We start from the raw sequence: 18,678 nt of genomic DNA on the forward strand, positions 1-18,678 counted from the left end.
GGACGCCTTGTGGGGGACCACCCCACGGCGCCGCCCGCTCCTAACCCTGGCGAATATCTGCTCCCGCCACGACGGCGAAATGAATCTCAACAGGCCCTAATACGCTTCCCTGAAAGGCAGGTTGCGGGGACCGCCCGGTCCCCACAGCACTGCGAACTCAGGCCGCCTCGGAGTCCGAGCGGTTGCTGCGCACGATGTAGGCGCGCGCGCAGTGCTCGGCGCAGTAGGGCTTGCCGGGAACCGCCGGCGCGCCGCAGAAGTGAAAGTCGGCGTCGCCCGGATCGCCGATAGGCCACAAACAATTGGGGCCCTTGCCGCTGGCCCGCCGCACCGCCGGCGCGGGCCGCCGCTCCGGCGCCGCCGCTGGCGCAGGCGCGATGATCTTCTTGATCTTCGGCTGCGTATCGGCGCGCAGGATCGGCTTGGGTGCCGGCGTTGCCGCAGGGCGGCGCGGGGTTGCGCTGCGTCCGCCGCGCTTGATGGGCGACGGCCGGGCCGCGAGCTTCATGCGGTGGGCTTTGCCCACCACGGAATTCTTCGATACCCCCAGCAGCCGGCCAATCTCCGAAGCACTTCGCCCGGCTTCCCACAGCCGCATGAGTTCGGCGACACGTTCTTCTGTCCAAGTCATGGGATTGCCTCTAGCCTATTCTCTATATCTTGCGGTCTATACTATATGTCGTAACTCACACATTTAGCAGCACAATATACGGGAGTTTTTGACCCTGTCCAGAGCGGGAACTGTGGAAAACCGCGGTTTTCTGTGGGTTCGTTTCCCAGGATCGATCCTTATTCACCCTCTAGTCGAATTGCACCGCCTGCCAGCGTTCCCCCGTGCCACGGTTGTTAAAGCCTTCGAATCGGACAACCCAACCGAGATCGGGCGCGTACCAACTGCGCTGCTCGGCCCGCCAGTCGCTGCCCTCCTGTTGCGATTGGCGCAACAGAACGAAGGTATCGAAGGTGCCCGCGGGGACCTCGATGCGCTCCGTCCCGGAGACCGTGATTTCGTCCCGCCAGGTCTGTCCGCCCCAAACGCGGGAAAATTTGACCGTCTTTCCCACCTCCAGCGGGTATAGAAACCCCAAGGTTCCCCCGTCGGGAGGGATTCCGGCGGCCACACAATCAATACAGACGTGTCCCCAGGAGGAAAAATTCCGGCCTTTCCAGATCCAACTGACGATCTGCCCCCGTGTCTGGCCGACGACGCTTTCGATCCGCTCGCCGGTATCCATGTTTTCCCAGACCATGGCCGTTCCTTCCGGCAGGGCCTTGAAGGCCGCCGGCGGAAGCGCAAGGTTCTCGGCAAGGGCTGGCGCCCAAACCGGGATCGAGGCGAAGGCAACGAGAAGAACGGAAACAGACAAGAGGTTGCGAAAGGTTGCCCGAACTTGGCGGAACGGCAAAAACTACTCCCCCCACTGACGAAACGACGGCCAATGCGGCAGGAGCCTAGACCATCGGTCACAGGGGATGAAAGACAGGCAAAGGGCGTAAGATGAGGATAACTCGGCCCAAATCCCGGTGCGGGACCCCCGGTTCATGAAATTTGTCCTAGAAGCGCCGTCTTGCCGCGCCCGACAGCAGGCTGCCCCTCCGACTCTCCTCCATTTCGTGTTGCCGCTTTTTCTGGCGGTCCTGTTGCTGCCGTCGGCGGCCGGCGCCCTCACCCGAGAGGAGGCACGGCATCTGCTGGTGCGCAGCGGCTTTGCCGCCGAACCGGCAGAGATCGCAGCATTCGAGCCCCTTTCCCGCACCGAGGCGGTGGAACGGCTGCTGCGCGAGGCCGGCAGCGAAGCGCGGGCCCCGGCGCCGCCCTGGACCGTCGGCTGGCGGCCGCCGCGCCTGGAGGATCTGTCCAGCGAAGAGCGGCGTTTGCTGCGCCGGCAGAACCGGGAGCGCGGCCTGGAGCTGAAAGGCTGGTGGATGCGGGAGATGGCCACCAGCCCCGCACCGCTGACCGAGGTCATGACGCTGTTCTGGCACAACCACTTCACCTCCAGCCTGCGCAAGGTGAAGGCGCCGGTGCTGCTTTACCGGCAAAACGTTCTGTTCCGAAAGGAGGCCCTGGGCAACTTCGCCCGGCTGCTGCACGCCGTCGCCCGCGATCCGGCCATGCTGGTCTACCTCGACGGCGCGCGCAGCAAGAAAGACGCCCCCAACGAGAACTTCGCCCGCGAGCTCTTCGAACTCTTCACCCTGGGCGAGGGCCACTTTGGGGAAGCCGATGTGAAGGACGCCGCGCGCGCCTTCACCGGCTGGAGCCTCGACCGCCAGAGCGGCGCCTTCCACCTGCGCGAGGGATGGCACGACGGTGGTGAGAAGACGGTCTTGGGTCAGCGCGGGCGCTTTGACGGCGAGGATGTGATCGCGCTGCTGCTGGATCATCCGCGCACCGCCGCGTTCGTGGTTGAAAAGCTGTGGCGCACATTCGTCTCGGAAACACCGGAGCCTGCAGAGGTGCAGCGCCTGGCGAGGCTGTTTCGCGAGGCCGGCTACGAGATCAAGCCCCTGCTCGCCGCAATCTTCACCAGCGATGCGTTCTGGGCAGCGGAGAACCGGGGCCGCCTGATCAAGTCCCCGGTCGACCTGCTCGTCGGCACGCTGCGGCTGTTCGACCTGCCGGTCGAGGACTATGGCGACCTGGCGCGCCTTTCCCGCCGTCTCGGCCAGGATCTCTTCGATCCGCCCAACGTGAAGGGCTGGCCGGGCGGCAGCGATTGGATCACCACGGCAAGCCTGCTGGACCGCCAGGCCCTGCTGGCGCGGGTGACCGGCGGCAAGGCCCGGGCGACGATGCAGAGATCGGCTATGCAGGACGCGTCCTCAACCGGCAGGGCGGGACGGGCGCGGCTGTTCGATGCCTGGGTGGACGGCCTGCCCGCAACCTGGCAAAGCGCCGAGTCTGTCAGCCTGCTGCTGCTCGCCGTGCCGGCCGTCGATGTGGAAGTCCTCGATCTTCGGGCCAGCGGCGCTCAGGTGCGCCAGCTTCTCAGCGATCCCGCCTACCAGGTGAAGTAGGAGCCCGGCCATGGCTTGCATGAACCGCCGACACCTGCTGGCCAGTGCCTTGGCGCTCCCCTTGGGCTGGAGCCCCCTCAGCCGGGCTGCGGCCGGCGAAGAGCCGGGTTCTTCAAGAACCCTGGTCCTCCTCGAACTGGGCGGTGGCAACGACGGCCTCAACAGCGTCGTGCCCTACGGCGATCCGGGCTATTACCGCGCACGGCCCAGGCTTGCCGTCGAACGCGACCGCGTGCTGCAGCTCGACGAGAGCCTGGGCCTGAACCCCGCCCTCGAACCGCTGATGGCGGCCTGGGAGGCGGGGGACCTGGCCGCCGTCCTCGGCGTCGGCTACCCCCGGCCCAACCGGTCCCACTTCCGCTCGATCGAGATCTGGAACACCGCATCGGCCAGCGACGAGACCCTGCGGGACGGCTGGCTGCAGCGCGCGGTCATGGAGGCCGGCGGTCTGCCGCCGGGGCTGGGCGACCTGGGTGTTGTCCTCGGCGGTCCGGCAGGACCCCTGGCCGGCACGGGGCTGACCACGCTTGTCATGAAAGACCAGCGGCAACTGAAGGCCGCCGCGCGCCTGCTGGACGGCAAGGGCGCACAGAGCCCCAATCCGGCCCTGGACCACATTCTCGCGGTGCGCCGTCAGGCCCAGGCCGCCTCCGGCCGGATCGAGGCCAAGCTCGCCGCGGCGGCACCTCTGAAGACCGACTTCCCGAAGACAGCCCTCGGTCGGCAACTGCAGCTTGCCGCCACCCTGATCGCCAGCGCGGCCCCCGCGGCGGTGATCAAGGTCCAGCAGGGCGGCTACGACACCCACGCCGGACAGGCCGGGCAGCACCCGCGCCTGCTGGGCGATCTGGCGGCGTGCCTCTCCGCCTTCCGCCGCGCGCTCTTGGAGGCCGGCGCCTGGCAGCGTTGCCTGGTGATGACCTATGCGGAGTTCGGCCGCCGGGTGCAGGAGAACGCAAGCGGCGGCACGGACCACGGCACGGCGGCCCCGCATTTCCTGATGGGCGGGTCGGTGAGCGGCGGCCTCTATGGCCGGCAACCCTCGCTCGGCGACCTGGAAGGCGGCGACCTGCGCCACAGCGTCCACTTCCGCCAGCTCTACGCCACCGCCGCCCAGGGCTTCCTCGGCCTGCCCGCCAGCCCCGGGGCCTTCGGCGGCCACAGGCCCCTCACCGTCTTCGCCTAGCAGGCCCCGCCGGGCCGCGCGGGACCTGAGGCAAAGGGGCTGGCTTTGTGCGTAACCGTCTGCTAGGAAACCGCCCCTGGCGGGCCTTGGCCCCCCAAACGACAAGCACACAGCACAGACCGGCATGAACCAGATACGCCAGACACTCAGCCCGGCAGGGATCATTGCGGGCGTCGCCGCAATGGCCGCCATCGTCGCGCTGTCGAACTATCTCGTTCAGTTCGCCATCAACGACTGGCTCACCTGGGCGGCCTTCTCCTATCCCGTGGCCTTTCTGGTGACCGACCTGACCAACCGCTCCATGGGGCCGAAGGCCGCGCGGCTGGTGATCTGCGCCGGCTTCGCTCTGGCCGTGGTGCTGTCCCTCTGGCTTGCCACGCCCAGAATCGCCATCGCCTCGGGCTCTGCCTTCCTGGTGGCGCAGCTCCTCGACGTGGCGGTCTTCAACCGACTGCGGGCCGGCCTCTGGTGGCGGGCGCCGCTGGTGTCTTCGACCATCGGCTCGGTGGTCGACACGGCGCTGTTCTGGTCCATTGCCTTCGCCGCCACAGGCCTGCCCTGGGTCACCTGGGCGCTGGGCGACTTTGCGGTGAAGATGGCGATGACCGCCTTCCTGCTGCTGCCGTTCCGCCTGCTGATGCCGCTGCTTCCCGCGCTCGGCAATCGCGGCGCCAGGGCGGCCCTCTCCGACTAACGCCGAACCGGTTGCCGCCCGCGCTCCCGCGCAAGGGGTAGGGGTGCGTCAGCAGACGCGGTTTTCCGGATTCTCGCAGGGATGGATCTCGAAGACCTCGAAGGACCCCGGGCGGTAGGCGTCGAAGGTGCGCTTGTCGACGCAGTGGACCTTCGCAATCACGATGACGTCGCCGTTCACATCCCGCTCTGCGACTTGGCTGAAAAACGCAACGTCACAGCCGTATTCCACCAGCATCTGGTCGGTCAGTACGGGACCCCATTCTTCTTGCAGCGCCAGCGCCGTGGGCGCGGCCGCGTAGAGCAGGCAGGCAGCCAAGGCCGCGATCTGTGCCGTCCGCCGGACCATGCAGCGAATCATTCCGACTCTCCTCGATTGACCGAAGTTGTCTGCGAGTCTTCCCGGCTTTCCTGCCGCCTGCCTTGACTTGGCTCAAAAGCCCGCCGGCAGGCCGTGCAGGACAGCGGACGGGCGCATCCGTCAGGCGCTGTGACCGGGAATAAACGCCGGACCAGAGGGTCTGAAAGTTGAACTGCTTTCGTCCCGTTGCCTCCTCTGTTGCCCGGGTCCGCCGGTCCCAGCCGGACCGGAAGCGGAGTCGGACTTCGAAGGAGGCATCGCCTCGGGGGTGTCAGGGCGGGACCTGGGCAGGAGCGGGCGCGCCGGAACCCCTGCCTGGGGTCCGGCCAGCCGCGCTCAGCATGAAGGGAGCGTTGAACACAATGAACGCGGGCGGTGCCCTTCCCTCACAGCCCGTAGGCGGCCGGTGCAGCTCTCTCCCCAAGGCACCGGCCGCCGCCCCGGCCAAGGGACGGACTGCGAAAGCCCCCTCACAGCAGCACCACCCCTGGCCAACCGCAGTGCAATCGGAGGATTGACCGATGAACAAATCCGTTCTTGCAACCACTCTCGGGGCCGCAGCGCTGGCGTTCGCGCTGTCGGCCTGCGATCAGCAACAGGCCGACAGTGGCGACGGCGTCACCGCGCCCATCCAACAGCAGGGTGCGGTGCCGGCGGAGCCCGCGACCACCGGCGGTACGGAGGCCGTGCCCAGCGCGATCCCCGCCCAGCCGAATGTCACCGAGGACGCACCACAGGACGGCGTTCCTGTGCAAAGCGAAGGCACCCAGTAAGCCATGGTGCGCGCGGGCGCACGTTGCGGCGTCATAGCCCTCGCCCGCGGGCGGACAACGGTCCGGCGGCTGAATTCCGCCGGATCCGCGTCCTTTTGCGCCACAATTCGCCATAAATCGGTCCCGTTAAAGATCCAGGACAGCCCTTCGGCCCAGACCTACGTTCAAGCCAATCGGGCGGGACAAACCGACAAGAGAACCCGAGACCTGCCGAGCGTGATCAGCAAGGAGGTAGAAGGCGTGGCCGAAACAGACCCCTCTGTCCTGGAGTACATCCCGAGCCTCAGGCGCTATGCGCGGGCCTTGACCGGCGATCCGTCAGACGCCGACGACCTGGTGCAGGAATGCCTCAGCCGCGCGCTGGCCAGATGCCAGAAGCGCGCCGACATCCGCAATCTCAGAGCCTATCTCTTCACCATCCTGCACAATGCCCATGTCGACCGCCTGAACGAACGCCAGCGCTGGAGCTACAGCCTGGCCGAAGACTTCTTCGAGACCCGGCTGGCCCGCCCGGCGCCGCAGCCCGACCGGCTGGCGCTGCGCGATCTCGCCGAGGCCTTGGAGAAACTGCCGGAGGAACAACGTCAAACGGTGCTGCTGGTCGGCTACGAGGGCATGGCCTATAAGGATGCCGCAGCAGTGCTGGACGTGCCCATCGGCACCGTGATGTCCCGTCTGTCGCGCGGCCGCGAAGCGCTGCGTCGGATGATGAACGGTGCGCCGATGGCCAACCTGCGGAAGGTGCAATGACCCCTGTTGGGAACGATCCTCCCGAGGGCAGCCCCCGGGACCCCGGCAACGACAACTGCGTCACCGAAGACGACCTGCAGGCTTATGTCGACGGTCAGCTCGCGGGCGCCGAGCGCGCCCGCATCGAGAGTTACTTGGCGAGTCATCCCGCCGAGGCCGAGCGTCTGGCCGCCTACCGCAAACAGAACATCGGCCTGCACGGGCTGTTCGACCCGCAAGACCGGCGCGACGATCTTTCCGACCTGCCGCCGCAAATGGCCGGCCTGGCCGCTGCGCTGGATCAGAAGCTGCAGGACAGCGTGCAAGCGAGGCCGGACCAGCGGCGGTTTTCCTATCGACAGATGGCCGCCGGTCTGGCGCTGCTCCTGACGGCCGGCGGCGCGGGGTGGTTCGCCTACGATCAGGGGGTCCAGCGCGACGATCCGCTGGTCGCCTTCACCCGCCAGGCCCTCGAAGCCCACGCGCGCCTCGCCGGCCCTCAGATTGCGGCAACCGGCGAGAACGATGTCAGCGGGCGTCAGGTCGTTGCCTGGCTTTCCAAACAACCCGACGGCGCGCTCCTGAAGGTGCCGGATCTGGAGGGGCTCGGCTTCCGTCTCGTGGCGGACCGGGTCATCGCCACGGCCTATGGTCAGCCCGCGGCCCAGTTGCTCTACCAGGACGATGGCGGACAGCGTATCACCCTTTACATGCGCGCCGCCCGGGCGCCGGTCGACACCAGCTTCACCTTTCGCCGCGAGGGCAAGGTTTCGCAATTCTTCTGGCAAAGCGGCCAACTGGCTTACAGCCTGATCGGAACCATGGACCAGGACCGCCTGCTGGAGATCGCCGAAGTCATCGGCGAGGAGTTGCAGCGCGACGACGCCGGCGCCAGTGCCGAGACTCTCGCGCCCGACAGCGGCCCAGAGACTCCGAGGCCGACCGTCCTGCCCGAGGCGGTCTTGGAGATCGACGGGGAGTCGGCACCGAACCTGCCGGGCGCCGCGGAAAAGGCCGGGCCGGCGGATGCCCTGGGCGACCCCCAGCCGGCAAAGCCGGAACTGCTGCCGCTCAAGCCTCTGCCGAGCCCACTGCCCGAACCCGGCAGCAGCCCGAAAGAAACCTGAACCGTCCCGCTCCGTTCAGCTTCTGGGCCGTCGAACCTACGCGGCGTATGCGCGCGGTGCGCCGGCGGCAAGGCCGCCGTAAAGTTCAGAGAGCTTCTCGAACCAGAGGGCGACGGGATCGTCGTCCGCCAGCAGGTCCCCGCGCGCCGAGCAGCGCGCCCATTGGAACGCGCCGAAGACCGCGTAGTCGGCGAAGTTCGGCGCCTCGCCGCCCAGAAAGCCGGTCGCCTTCAGGCTGGAGCGCAGCGGGACCAGGCAGGCATCCAGGGCCTTGAGATTTGCCTCGCGGTCGCGGCAGTAGTCCTCCAGCCCCACGCCCAACGAGGCTTCCCGGCTTTGCCGGAAGTACTCCCGGTCGGCCGGGTCCAGGATCTGCACGATGTCGGCGACAATGAGGCGAACCAGCGCCGGATGAAGCTGGGTTTCGGACCAGCGCTTGATGAAGAACCCGGCCGCCCGGGCCTCCGCGCTGGCGAAGAGCGCCGGGCTGTCCGGATAGGCCTCGTCGAGATAGAGGGCGATGGTCCAGGAATCCGTGACTGTCTTGTCCCCGTCCATCAGAACGGGAACCCGCTCCTGGCCGGAGAAGGCGATGGCCGCTTTCTCGGTAAAGCGCCAGGGAATGGTCTCGACCGTCAGTCCCTTGTGGGCCAGCGCCATCTTGGTCCGCCAGCAATAGGGGCTGAAGCGGATCTGTGGATCCGCGCCGGCCAGGTCGTACAGTCTCAGAGTCATTCCCCTCCCCCAACCTCGATTCCTGAAGATGGCTAGCCCCAGCCGGTCATGCCTTGCCGGTGACCATCAGGGCGAAGCTGTAGGCCAGCGCCACCTCGATCAGCTTGTCGAAGCGCCCCGCGGCCCCGCCGTGGCCGGCGGACATGTTGGTTTTCAGGAACAGCGGCGCATCGCCGGTCTTCACGGCCCTCAGCTTGGCCACCCACTTCGCCGGTTCCCAATAGGTGACCCGCGGATCCGTCAGGCCCGCCGTCACCAGCATCGGCGGATAGGCCTTGGCCTCCACGTTGTCGTAGGGCGAGTAGGCGGCAATGGTCTCATAGGCCTGCCGGTCTTCGATGGGGTTGCCCCACTCCGGCCACTCCGGTGGCGTCAGCGGCAGTTCCTTGTCGCACATGGTGGTCAGCACATCGACGAAGGGCACCTCCGCGATCACGCCCCCGAAGAGATCGGGGCGCAGGTTGACCGCCGCGCCGACCAGAAGCCCGCCGGCCGAACCGCCGTGGGCGACGATGCGTCCCTTGCGGGTCAAACCCTGCTGAACGAGGGCCTCGCCCGCCGCGATGAAGTCGAGGAAGCTGTTGCGCTTCTTCTCGAGCTTGCCGTCCAGATACCAGCTATAGCCCTTGTCGGTGCCGCCGCGCACATGGGCGATGGCGTAGATGAAGCCGCGGTCGATGAGGCTGAAGCGGTTGGTGGAGAAGCCGGCCGGGATCGCGTGTCCGTAAGCCCCATAGCCGTAAAGCAGCAGCGGCGCCGAGCCGTCGAGGGGCGTCGATTTGTGGTGCACCAGGGAGATCGGGATGTCCACGCCGTCGTGCCCGCTGGCAAGCAGGCGCCGGCTCTCGTAGTCCTGCGGATTGTGCCCGCTGGGGATCTCCTGCTCTTTCAGCAGTTCCCGCTCGCGAGTCTCCATGTCGTAGTCGTAGATCCGCGTCGGCGTGGTCAGCGAGCTGTAGCTGAACCGCAGGGTCGTGGTGTCGTAGAGATAGCCCGGCACCAGCCCCAGGGCGTAGGCCTCCTCGTCAAAGGCAACCGCGTGCTCGCTACCGTCGGCAAGCGCCGTCACGACGGCCCGAGGCAGCCCCTCTTCGCGCTCCAGACGCACCATATGGTTCTTGAACACCAGCAGGCTCAAGATCAGCCGCCCCGGCCGGTGCGGCACCAGGTCGCGCCAGGCCGCCCGTCCCGGCTTGTCGATCGGCGCCTCGACGATCTTGAAATCGATGGCGCCGTCGGCATTGGTCAGGATCAGAAAGCGCTCGCCCTGGTCGCTCACCTCGTACTCCACGCCGCTGTCGCGCGGCGCGATGAGGCGCGCCTCCTCCTCCGGACGGTCCGCCGGGATCACCCGCACCTCCGAGGTGGTGTGGTCGTGGGCGGAGATGATGATGAAGCGCCGGCTCTCGCTGACGCCGAGACCGATAAAGAACCCGGGGTCGGGTTCGGCGTAAACCAGCACGTCCTCTTTGGGATCGCTGCCGAGACGGTGGCGGAAGACCTTCGAGGGGCGATGCTCGGCGTCCAACGTCACGTAGAACAGGGTCTTGCCATCGTTCGCCCAGGCGATGGAGCCCTGAGCCCCGCCGATGCTGTCCGCCAACTGCGCGCCGCTGTCGAGGTCCTTGACGTTGATGACGTATTGTTCCGAGCCGTTGCGGTCGGCGGCATAGGCGAGATAGCGGTGATCGGGGCTGTGCTCGCAGGCGATTACCCGGAAGAAGGCCTCGCCCTGGGCCTCGCGGTTACCATCCAGCAGGATCTCCTCGGCCTCGTCCTCCAGCGACTTGCGGCAAAAGACCGGATGCTGGCCGCCGATTTCATAGCGGTGATAGTAAGCAAAGGTGCCGTCAGGGCTGGGCACCGAGCTGTCGTCTTCCTTCAGGCGGCCCTTCATCTCGGCAAAGAGCGCCTCCTGCAGACCTTCGGTCGCCGCCATGCCGGCCTTGGTGAAGGCGTTTTCCGCTTCCAGGTAGGCCCGGATATCGCCGTCCAGAAGACCGGGGTCGGACATCACCTCGCGCCAGTTGTCGGCCCGCAGCCAGGCATAGGGGTCATCGCGGGTGATGCCATGGAAGGTGAGAGACCCGGGCCTGCATGCGGCCACCGGAGGTGCACTGGCGGTCGAGGTTCGCGGAATTTCGGTGGTTTCTGGGGGCACGAAACACCTGTTCACTTGATTAGCATATCGACATATCGGCCCGAAACCCGCCGATCGGCGACCCTTCCAGCCGGCAATTGGACCCTCCGTGCCGTTCCACACGAATCGGCCCCTTTCCGCGCGGCCTTCTGCCGCATGGCCTTTCCTGCCGGCGAAGGCTAAGCAATCGCCCTAATCACGGGGCTTCGTCAAGGCGTTGCCGCAGCTTTATGTGGCTTTGACCTGGATCAATGGCAAGGCTGGTATAGACTGGCATGACAAGCTGGATAGGGGCAGCCGCAACCACCGGTCTGTGGCGTCTTGCGCGCGAAAACCGCGGCAAGGCGGCGCGACAGGCCGGTTCCAGCAGCAGCCCCGGTGACACCAGAACACGTCAAGACTGGGGCAATCAATGAACAACGCGAGCGAGGTAGCCGCTACCTCTCCTCTCACCTTTGGCCTGGGTCTTGTCCTGGCCCTGGGCGGCATTCTCGGCCTTTTCCTCGTGGCCAACGCACAAGACGCGGTCATCGCCGGTCATGGCTACCTTTTCGTCGCCTTCTGTACCCTCGGCGTCTTCTGGATGATCAAGCGCCACTACGACGGCGCCGATCCGATCGCCAGCGAGGACGGTGGCGTCATCTACAACGACGGTGTCGTCCGCGCCGGCTGCATCGCCTCCCTGTTCTGGGGTGTGGTCGGCTTCCTGGCCGGCCTGGTGATCGCCCTGCAGCTCGCCTATCCGGCGCTGAACTTCGACCTGCCCTGGACCTCCTTCGGCCGCCTGCGCCCGGTCCACACCTCGGCGGTGATCTTCGCCTTCGGCGGCAACGTGCTGCTCGCCACCTCCTTCCACGTCGTCCAGCGCACCTGCCATGCGCGCCTGGCCGGCGAGTGGGCCCCCTGGTTCGTGTTCTGGGGCTATCAGCTCTTCATCGTCATGGCCGCCAGCGGCTATGTCTTCGGCGTCACCCAGTCCAAGGAATACGCCGAGCCCGAGTGGTACGTGGACCTCTGGCTGACCATCGTCTGGGTGGTCTATCTACTGGTCTTCCTCGGCACCCTGATGAAGCGCCGAGAACCGCACATCTATGTGGCCAACTGGTCCTACCTCGCCTTCATCGTGACCATCGCGATGCTGCACATCGTCAACAACCTGGCGCTGCCGGTCTCTCTCACCGGGGCCAAGAGCTACCAGCTCTTCGCCGGCGTGCAGGACGCCCTGACCCAGTGGTGGTACGGCCACAACGCGGTCGGCTTCTTCCTGACTGCCGGCTTCCTGGGCATCATGTATTACTTCGTGCCCAAGCAGGCGAACCGGCCGGTCTATTCCTACCGCCTGTCGATCGTGCACTTCTGGTCGCTGATCTTCCTCTACATCTGGGCCGGACCGCACCATCTGCACTACACGGCGCTGCCCGACTGGGCCCAGACCCTCGGCATGACCTTCTCGATCATGCTCTGGATGCCCTCCTGGGGCGGCATGATCAACGGCCTGATGACCCTATCGGGCGCCTGGGACAAGCTGCGCACCGACCCGGTCCTGCGCATGCTGGCGGTCTCCGTCGCCTTCTACGGCATGAGCACCTTCGAGGGGCCGGTGATGTCCATCAAGGCGGTGAACTCGCTCAGCCACTACACAGACTGGACTGTCGGCCACGTGCACTCCGGTGCGCTCGGCTGGGTCGGCTTCGTCAGCTTCGGCGCCATCTACTACCTGGTACCCAAGCTCTGGCAGCGCCAGCGGCTCTACTCGTTGAACCTGGTCAGCCTGCACTTCTGGATCGCCACCATCGGCATCGTGCTCTACATCACCGCGATGTGGGTGTCGGGCATCCTGCAGGGACTGATGTGGCGCTCCTACGACAGCCTGGGCTTCCTCGAGTATTCCTTCGTCGAGACCGTCGAGCAGATGCATCCCTTCTACGTGATCCGCGCCCTGGGCGGTGCGCTCTACCTGATTGGTGCCCTGATCATGGTCTACAACTGCTGGCGGACGATCCGTGGCGACCTGAAAGAAGAAAAGGTCGCCGGCCTTCCAACCACACCGCAGCCGGCACCGGCCGCGGCCGCGCAATAGGAGGCGAACATGGCTTTCAAACACGCGGTCATCGAAAAGAACTCGATCCTGCTTCTGGTGCTGACCCTGCTGGTGGTCTCCATCGGCGGCCTGGTGGAAATCGCACCGCTGTTCTACCTGGAAAGCACCATCGAGAAGGTGAAGGGCATGCGCCCCTACAGCCCTCTGGAGCTGGCCGGGCGGAACATCTACATCCGCGAGGGCTGCTACAACTGCCACAGCCAGATGATCCGCCCGCTGCGCGACGAGGAGGAACGCTACGGCCACTACTCCCTGGCGGCGGAGAGCATGTACGACCATCCCTTCCAGTGGGGCTCCAAGCGGACCGGGCCGGATCTGGCGCGGGTCGGCGGGCGCTACTCCGACGACTGGCACGTGGCCCACATGAACAACCCGCGCTCGGTGGTGCCGGAATCGATCATGCCGGGCTATCCCTACCTGGCGGAGACGCCCCTGCGCATCCCCGACATGGCCGCCCATCTGCGCGCCAACCGGGCCGTCGGCGTTCCCTACGACGACGGAATGGTCGAGGCGGCCGAGGCGGATCTGCTTGCCCAGGTGAGCCCGGATACGGAAGAGGCCGACGCCCTGTTGGAGCGCTATCCCGGCGCCAAGGTCGCCGACTTCGACGGCAATCCCGCGGTGCTGAGCGAGCTCGACGCCATGATCGCCTACCTGCAGATGCTGGGCACCCTGGTCGACTTCGAGGCCTACGAGCCCGAAGCGGACTACCGCTAGGAGGCGCCGGCAATGACTTATGAAAGCGTTGCGGAATTCGCCGCCACCTACGGACTGGTCTATCTCTTCGTGCTGTTCCTGGGCGTGCTTGCCTACGCCTTCTGGCCGAAGAACAAGAAGAAATTCGAAGAGGCGGCGCGCCGGCCGCTGGAGGAGGACTGATCGTGGCTGACAACAAGGAAGTCGATCAGATATCGGGTACCGAGACCACCGGGCACGAGTGGGACGGCATCAAGGAACTGAACACGCCGCTGCCGCGCTGGTGGCTCTGGACCTTCTACGCCACCTGCCTCTGGGCCCTGGCCTATTGGATCGTGATGCCGGCCTGGCCGCTGATCAGCAGCCATACCACGGGCCTTATCGGCTACTCCTCGCGCGCGCAGTTGGCAAAAAGCGTCGCCGAGGCGCGCGAAGCCCAGGGCGCCTTCCTCGACCGGATCGAGGCGGCCTCCCTGGAGCAGATCGTCGCCGATCAGGAACTCTTGGAATTCGCCATGGCCGGCGGCGGATCAGCCTTCGCGGTCAACTGCTCCCAGTGCCACGGCAGCGGCGCGGCCGGCTTCGTCGGCTATCCGAACCTCAATGACGACGATTGGATCTGGGGCGGCGATCTGGAGGCCATCAGCCACACCATCCATTTCGGCATCCGCTCCGATCACGACGAGACCCGCTTCAACGAGATGCCGGCCTATGGGCGGGACGAACTCCTCACGCCCGAGGAAATCAACGACGTCGCCGAATACGTCCTCTCGCTCTCCGGCAGCGGGGAAGACGCCGCGGCGGCGGCGCGCGGCGAAGTCACCTTCGCCGAGCAGTGCAGCGCCTGCCACATGGAAAGCGGCGAGGGCGACTATGAACTGGGGGCGCCGAACCTGACGGATGCGATCTGGCTCTACGGCGGCGACAAGGCCGCGGTCGTGGACACCATCGCCAACAGCCGCGCCGGCATGATGCCGGCCTGGACAGGCCGTCTGGACGAGGCGACGATCAAGCAACTGGCAATCTATGTTCACTCTCTCGGGGGCGGTGAGTGACATGGTGACCAAGGGAAGCCTTGGTATGAGGAGAGATCATGGTCGAACAGGCGGTCGTGGAGAACACCACCGCGGGAGTGACGGCTGAACCAGGGGCCGGCGTCGAACGTTCCGACGCCGAGCCGGTCAACAAGAAGGAACGCCGTTCCCTCTACCAGAAGCGGATAAAGATCTATCCGAAGCTGGCCAGGGGCGCATTCCGGCGGTGGAAGTGGGTCATCATGGCGGTGACCCTCTCCATCTATTATCTCACCCCCTGGATCCGCTGGGACCGCGGACCGAACGCCCCGGACCAGGCGGTACTCATCGACTTTCCGAGCCGGCGCTTCTACTTCTTCTTCATCGAGATCTGGCCGCAGGAAGTCTACTACCTCACCGGCCTGCTGATCCTCGCCGCCATCGGGCTGTTCCTGATCACCAGCCTGGCCGGGCGGGTCTGGTGCGGTTACACCTGCCCACAGACCGTCTGGACCGATCTCTTCATCGCCGTGGAGCGCCTGATCCAGGGCGACCGGGCGGCGCGCATCCGCATGGACAAGGCGCCCTGGGGTGCCGAGAAGGTTGTCCGCAAGGTCGCGACGCAGGTCGCATGGATCATCATCGCGGTCTGCACCGGCGGCGCCTGGGTTTTCTACTTCGCCGACGCGCCGACCCTGGCGGGCGACCTGCTGGCCTTCCAGGCACCGCCGGTGGCCTACATCACCATCGGCGTGCTGACCTTCACCACCTATCTGCTGGGCGGTTTCGCGCGCGAGCAGGTCTGCACCTACATGTGCCCCTGGCCGCGCATCCAGGGCGGCCTGTTGGACGAGGAGTCGCTGGTCATCGCCTATGACGAGGACCGCGGCGAGCCGCGCGGCGCGCGCAAGAAGCACAGCCATCCCACCGACCTCGGCGACTGCGTCGCCTGCAACCAATGCGTGGCTGTCTGCCCCATGGGCATCGACATCCGTGACGGCCAGCAACTGGAATGCATCACCTGCGGGCTCTGCATCGACGCCTGCAACTCGGTGATGGACAAGGTGGGCCTGCCGCGCAACCTCATCTCCTACAGCACCCTGGCCAATGTCGAGCGCGTGCGCGCCGGTGAGAAACCGAAGCTGCGGCTGATCCGCCTGCGCACCGTCGTTTACAGCGGACTCATCGCCCTTGTCGGCTTGATCATGCTGTTCACCCTGATCACCCGGGCCGATCTCGACCTCAACATTCTGCACGACCGCAACCCATTGTTCGTCACCCTCTCCGACGGTTCGATCCGCAACGGCTTTACCGTGAAGATCATCAACAAGGCGCATCACGAACGCACCTTCCGCCTGGAACTGGAGGGACTGCCCGGGGCGCAGCTTTCCGTCGTCGGCGCCGGCACCGATCCGGACGCGCTGACCGTCGAATCCGACACCCTGGCGAGCTTCCGTGTCTTTGCCACCGTGCCGCGCGAGACGCTCACAGATGCAGCCGTGGATGTGGAGTTCCGCGTGGTCGACCGCGACAGCGGCTCCGCAATCACCCACGGCTCCGTCTTCCGCGGGCCGCAGTGATGCAGTGGACCACCATGGAAATCCGCGGCAAGCACGTGCTGTTCGGGATGCTCGCTTTCTTCGGCGTGATCATCCTGGTGAACGCGATCTTCGTCTATATGGCGCTGAACACCTGGACCGGGCTCACCGAGGAAAACGCCTACCAGAAGGGTCTGCGCTACAATGAGACCCTGGCGGCGCGCGATGCGCAGCGCGATCTCGGCTGGCAGGGCGCCGTCGCGCTGACTGCCCTCGACGACGGCTCGGAACGTCTGACGGTCACCCTGCAGGACAGCCAGGGCATCGCCCTCACGGGCCTGGCGGTCAGCGCCGTGCTGCGCCGGCCGACCCATGAGGGCTTCGACCAGACCCTGCAGTTCGAGGAGCGGCAAAGCGGTGAATACGAGACCGACCTCAGCCTGCCGCTGCGCGGCAACTGGGACCTCTATCTCTCGGCCCGCCGCCCGGATACGCCGGGCGATGCGCCGGCCTTCGAGATGAAGACGCGGCTATGGCTGAAGTAGCGTCCGAGCTTTCGGGGGCGGCAGCACGCGAAGCCCCAAGGAGCCATCGGGCCGGCGGCCCGGGGCTGGGCATGACCTGCTGTCCCGGCGGCATGGTGGCCGAACTGGCACCGGAGACCGAGGCGCCGCTCGGCGCCGCCGACGTGGCCCAGCAGTTGCGACATCATGACGACGGCTCCGCCTCGCTGACCCTTGTCGTGCAGAACATGCACTGCGCCGCTTGCATCCGCAGCATCGAGTCCGCCGTGGAGAAGCTGCCCGGCCTCAAGAAGGCGCGGGTCAACCTCAGCACCCGCCGGCTGGAACTGCGCTGGGAGCCAGCGAAGACGGGGCCCGAGCCGCTGCTCGCCGCCGTCGCCGCCCGCGGCTACCGCCTCATGCCCCTGGACCCGGAGCAGCTTCAAAGCGCCGCCGTCGAGGAAGAACGCGAACTGCTGCGCGCCATGGCCGTGGCCGGCTTCGCCGCCGCCAACGTGATGCTGCTCTCGGTTTCGGTGTGGTCCGGCCTGGCCGCCGACATGGGGCCGGCCACCCGCACCCTGATGCACTGGGTCTCGGCCATAATCGCCCTGCCGGCGGTGGCCTATGCCGGGCGCCCCTTCTTCCGCTCCGCCCTTGCCGCGGTGCGCGGCGGGCACATGAACATGGACGTGCCCATCGCCCTGGCGGTGCTGCTGGCCGCGGGGATGAGCCTTTCGGAAACCATGCGCGGCGGCGAACGGGTGTTCTTCGACGCCTCGGTGATGCTGCTGTTCTTCCTCCTGATCGGGCGCTTCCTCGATCTGCGGCTGCGCGGCCGCGCCCGCTCGGCGGCCGAGAACCTGACCGCCCTCAAGGCCACCGCGGCAACAGTCCTCGCACCGGACGGCAGCCTACAGACCCTGCCCCTCGCCCGCCTGGAGCTGGGCATGACGGTGGTGGTCGCGCCCGGTGAGCGCATTCCGGTGGACGGCCAGGTGCTGCAGGGCCGCTCCGAAGTGGACACCTCCCTGCTGACCGGCGAAAGCCTGCCGCGCGCGGTGGACGCAGGTGCGGAGGTCTATGCCGGAACCGTCAACGGCGGCGGCGCCCTGCGCATCGCCGTCACCGCCCTGGCGGAGGCGAGCCTGCTGGCCGAGATCGTGCGGCTCATGGAAAGCGCCGAGCAGGGCCGCGACCGCTATGTCCGGCTGGCCGACCGGGTGGCCCGGCTCTATGCCCCGGCGGTCCACATCCTGGCCGCCGCGACCTTCGCCGGCTGGCTGTGGCTCTCCAGCGAGTCCTGGCAGATCGCCCTCCTCCACGCCATCGCGGTCCTCATCATCACCTGCCCCTGCGCCCTGGGTCTCGCGGTCCCGGCAGTCCAGGTCGCCGCCGTCGGGCGACTGATGAAACAGGGCGTGCTGGTCAAGTCCGCCGACGCCCTGGAGCGTCTTGCCGCCGTCGACACCTTCGTCTTCGACAAGACCGGGTCCCTCACCCTCGGCCGGCCCAGCCTGCAGAACGCGGAGGAGATCGATCCCGCGCTGCTCGCCTTGGCGGCTTCGGTCGCAAGTCAAAGCCGCCATCCCCTGGCCCGGGCCCTCTGCCGCGCGGCACCCGCGGCTTCCCATCCGGCCCTCGAGGTGCAGGAGCATCCGGGCGACGGACTCTCGACCCTGCACAACGGCAAGGCCCTGCACCTCGGCCGGCGCGGCTGGTGCGGGCCGAGCGTCGAAGACGACGTCGCGGAGACCGACGCCGCCATGGAACTCTGGCTGAGCGGCGACGATCTCGCCCCGCAGCGCTTCGTGTTCCACGACGCCCCGCGCCCCGACGCCGCCGAGGTGATCGCGCAGCTCCAAAAGCGGGGCATCGCCGTGGAACTATTGTCCGGCGACCGCAGCCCGGTGGTGGAGCAACTTGCGCAGGACCTGGGCATCGCGGTCTGGCACGGCGACTGCCGGCCGGCGGACAAGATCGCCCGCCTGGAAGCGCCGGCCGCCGAGGGGCGCAAGGCGGCGATGACCGGCGACGGCCTCAACGACGCCCCGGCCCTGGC

Annotated in this window: 18 protein-coding genes; 13 read left to right on the forward strand and 5 right to left on the reverse strand. The window is 66.9% G+C overall.

Annotation, left to right across the window (positions count from 1 at the left end; genetic code table 11):
- Positions 1–157: 157 nt before the first annotated feature.
- Together Q0996_RS15180 and Q0996_RS15185 are read right to left on the reverse strand one after the other, a co-directional pair.
- On the reverse strand, positions 158–631 hold the full coding sequence (locus tag Q0996_RS15180; protein ID WP_299621390.1) for a GcrA family cell cycle regulator: 474 nt from the start codon (positions 629–631) through the stop codon (positions 158–160).
- 169 nt (positions 632–800) lie between these two features.
- Positions 801–1,406, reverse strand: coding sequence for a hypothetical protein (locus Q0996_RS15185; protein WP_299621393.1), 606 nt, complete (start codon positions 1,404–1,406; stop codon positions 801–803).
- Between the two features lie 208 nt (positions 1,407–1,614).
- On the opposite strand from Q0996_RS15185, the gene Q0996_RS15190 reads away from it, so the two are divergent.
- The 3 genes from Q0996_RS15190 to Q0996_RS15200 all read left to right on the forward strand — a co-directional run bounded on the left by Q0996_RS15190 (position 1,615) and on the right by Q0996_RS15200 (position 4,901).
- Entirely contained in the window at positions 1,615–3,021 is a 1,407-nt protein-coding gene (locus tag Q0996_RS15190) for a DUF1800 family protein (protein WP_299621395.1), read from the forward strand.
- Positions 3,022–3,031: 10 nt separating this feature from the next.
- Positions 3,032–4,207, forward strand: coding sequence for a DUF1501 domain-containing protein (locus Q0996_RS15195; RefSeq protein WP_299621398.1), 1,176 nt, complete (start codon positions 3,032–3,034; stop codon positions 4,205–4,207).
- Between the two features lie 124 nt (positions 4,208–4,331).
- On the forward strand, positions 4,332–4,901 hold the full coding sequence (locus Q0996_RS15200; protein ID WP_299621402.1) for a VUT family protein: 570 nt from the start codon (positions 4,332–4,334) through the stop codon (positions 4,899–4,901).
- A gap of 48 nt (positions 4,902–4,949) precedes the next feature.
- On the opposite strand, the gene Q0996_RS15205 is transcribed toward Q0996_RS15200, so the two are convergent.
- Positions 4,950–5,261 carry a hypothetical protein gene (locus Q0996_RS15205; protein WP_299621405.1) on the reverse strand — a complete coding sequence of 104 codons (312 nt, stop codon included), beginning with the start codon at positions 5,259–5,261 and terminating at the stop codon, positions 4,950–4,952.
- A 521-nt stretch (positions 5,262–5,782) separates the two neighbouring features.
- On the opposite strand from Q0996_RS15205, the gene Q0996_RS15210 reads away from it, so the two are divergent.
- The 3 genes from Q0996_RS15210 (at position 5,783) to Q0996_RS15220 (ending at position 7,890) form a co-directional block, all read left to right on the forward strand.
- Positions 5,783–6,034 carry a hypothetical protein gene (locus tag Q0996_RS15210; protein ID WP_299621408.1) on the forward strand — a complete coding sequence of 84 codons (252 nt, stop codon included), beginning with the start codon at positions 5,783–5,785 and terminating at the stop codon, positions 6,032–6,034.
- A 240-nt stretch (positions 6,035–6,274) separates the two neighbouring features.
- Complete coding sequence (locus Q0996_RS15215; RefSeq protein ID WP_299621411.1) at positions 6,275–6,784, forward strand: sigma-70 family RNA polymerase sigma factor; 510 nt, start codon at positions 6,275–6,277, stop codon at positions 6,782–6,784.
- A complete protein-coding gene (locus Q0996_RS15220; protein WP_299621413.1) occupies positions 6,781–7,890 on the forward strand; it encodes an anti-sigma factor in 1,110 nt (369 codons plus the stop codon). The genes Q0996_RS15215 and Q0996_RS15220 overlap by 4 nt, the downstream gene beginning before the upstream one ends.
- Positions 7,891–7,926: 36 nt before the next feature.
- On the opposite strand, the gene Q0996_RS15225 is transcribed toward Q0996_RS15220, so the two are convergent.
- Both Q0996_RS15225 and Q0996_RS15230 read right to left on the reverse strand, forming a co-directional pair.
- Complete coding sequence (locus tag Q0996_RS15225; protein WP_299621415.1) at positions 7,927–8,625, reverse strand: glutathione S-transferase family protein; 699 nt, start codon at positions 8,623–8,625, stop codon at positions 7,927–7,929.
- Between the two features lie 46 nt (positions 8,626–8,671).
- Entirely contained in the window at positions 8,672–10,732 is a 2,061-nt protein-coding gene (locus Q0996_RS15230; RefSeq protein ID WP_299621417.1) for a S9 family peptidase, read from the reverse strand.
- 616 nt (positions 10,733–11,348) lie between these two features.
- Here Q0996_RS15230 and ccoN point away from each other — a divergent pair.
- From ccoN to Q0996_RS15265, 7 genes are all read left to right on the forward strand, one after another.
- Positions 11,349–12,845: a cytochrome-c oxidase, cbb3-type subunit I gene (gene ccoN, locus Q0996_RS15235; RefSeq protein WP_322096720.1), complete on the forward strand. Its 1,497-nt coding sequence runs from the start codon at positions 11,349–11,351 to the stop codon at positions 12,843–12,845.
- 9 nt (positions 12,846–12,854) lie between these two features.
- A complete protein-coding gene (gene ccoO, locus Q0996_RS15240; protein ID WP_299621421.1) occupies positions 12,855–13,583 on the forward strand; it encodes a cytochrome-c oxidase, cbb3-type subunit II in 729 nt (242 codons plus the stop codon).
- 12 nt (positions 13,584–13,595) lie between these two features.
- Complete coding sequence (locus Q0996_RS15245; RefSeq protein ID WP_299621423.1) at positions 13,596–13,745, forward strand: cbb3-type cytochrome c oxidase subunit 3; 150 nt, start codon at positions 13,596–13,598, stop codon at positions 13,743–13,745.
- A 2-nt stretch (positions 13,746–13,747) separates the two neighbouring features.
- Positions 13,748–14,617, forward strand: a complete 870-nt coding sequence (gene ccoP, locus Q0996_RS15250; protein ID WP_299621426.1) for a cytochrome-c oxidase, cbb3-type subunit III — start codon at positions 13,748–13,750, stop codon at positions 14,615–14,617.
- Positions 14,618–14,655: 38 nt separating this feature from the next.
- Complete coding sequence (gene ccoG, locus Q0996_RS15255; RefSeq protein WP_299621428.1) at positions 14,656–16,155, forward strand: cytochrome c oxidase accessory protein CcoG; 1,500 nt, start codon at positions 14,656–14,658, stop codon at positions 16,153–16,155.
- A complete protein-coding gene (locus Q0996_RS15260; protein WP_299621431.1) occupies positions 16,155–16,658 on the forward strand; it encodes a FixH family protein in 504 nt (167 codons plus the stop codon). The genes ccoG and Q0996_RS15260 overlap by 1 nt, the downstream gene beginning before the upstream one ends.
- Positions 16,646–18,678: heavy metal translocating P-type ATPase (locus Q0996_RS15265; protein ID WP_299621433.1), on the forward strand; the 2,033-nt coding region annotated here is incomplete at its 3' end. The genes Q0996_RS15260 and Q0996_RS15265, both read left to right, overlap by 13 nt.

The sequence above is a fragment of the Pelagibius sp. genome, from assembly GCF_028289705.1.
Taxonomy (GTDB): domain Bacteria; phylum Pseudomonadota; class Alphaproteobacteria; order Kiloniellales; family Kiloniellaceae; genus Pelagibius.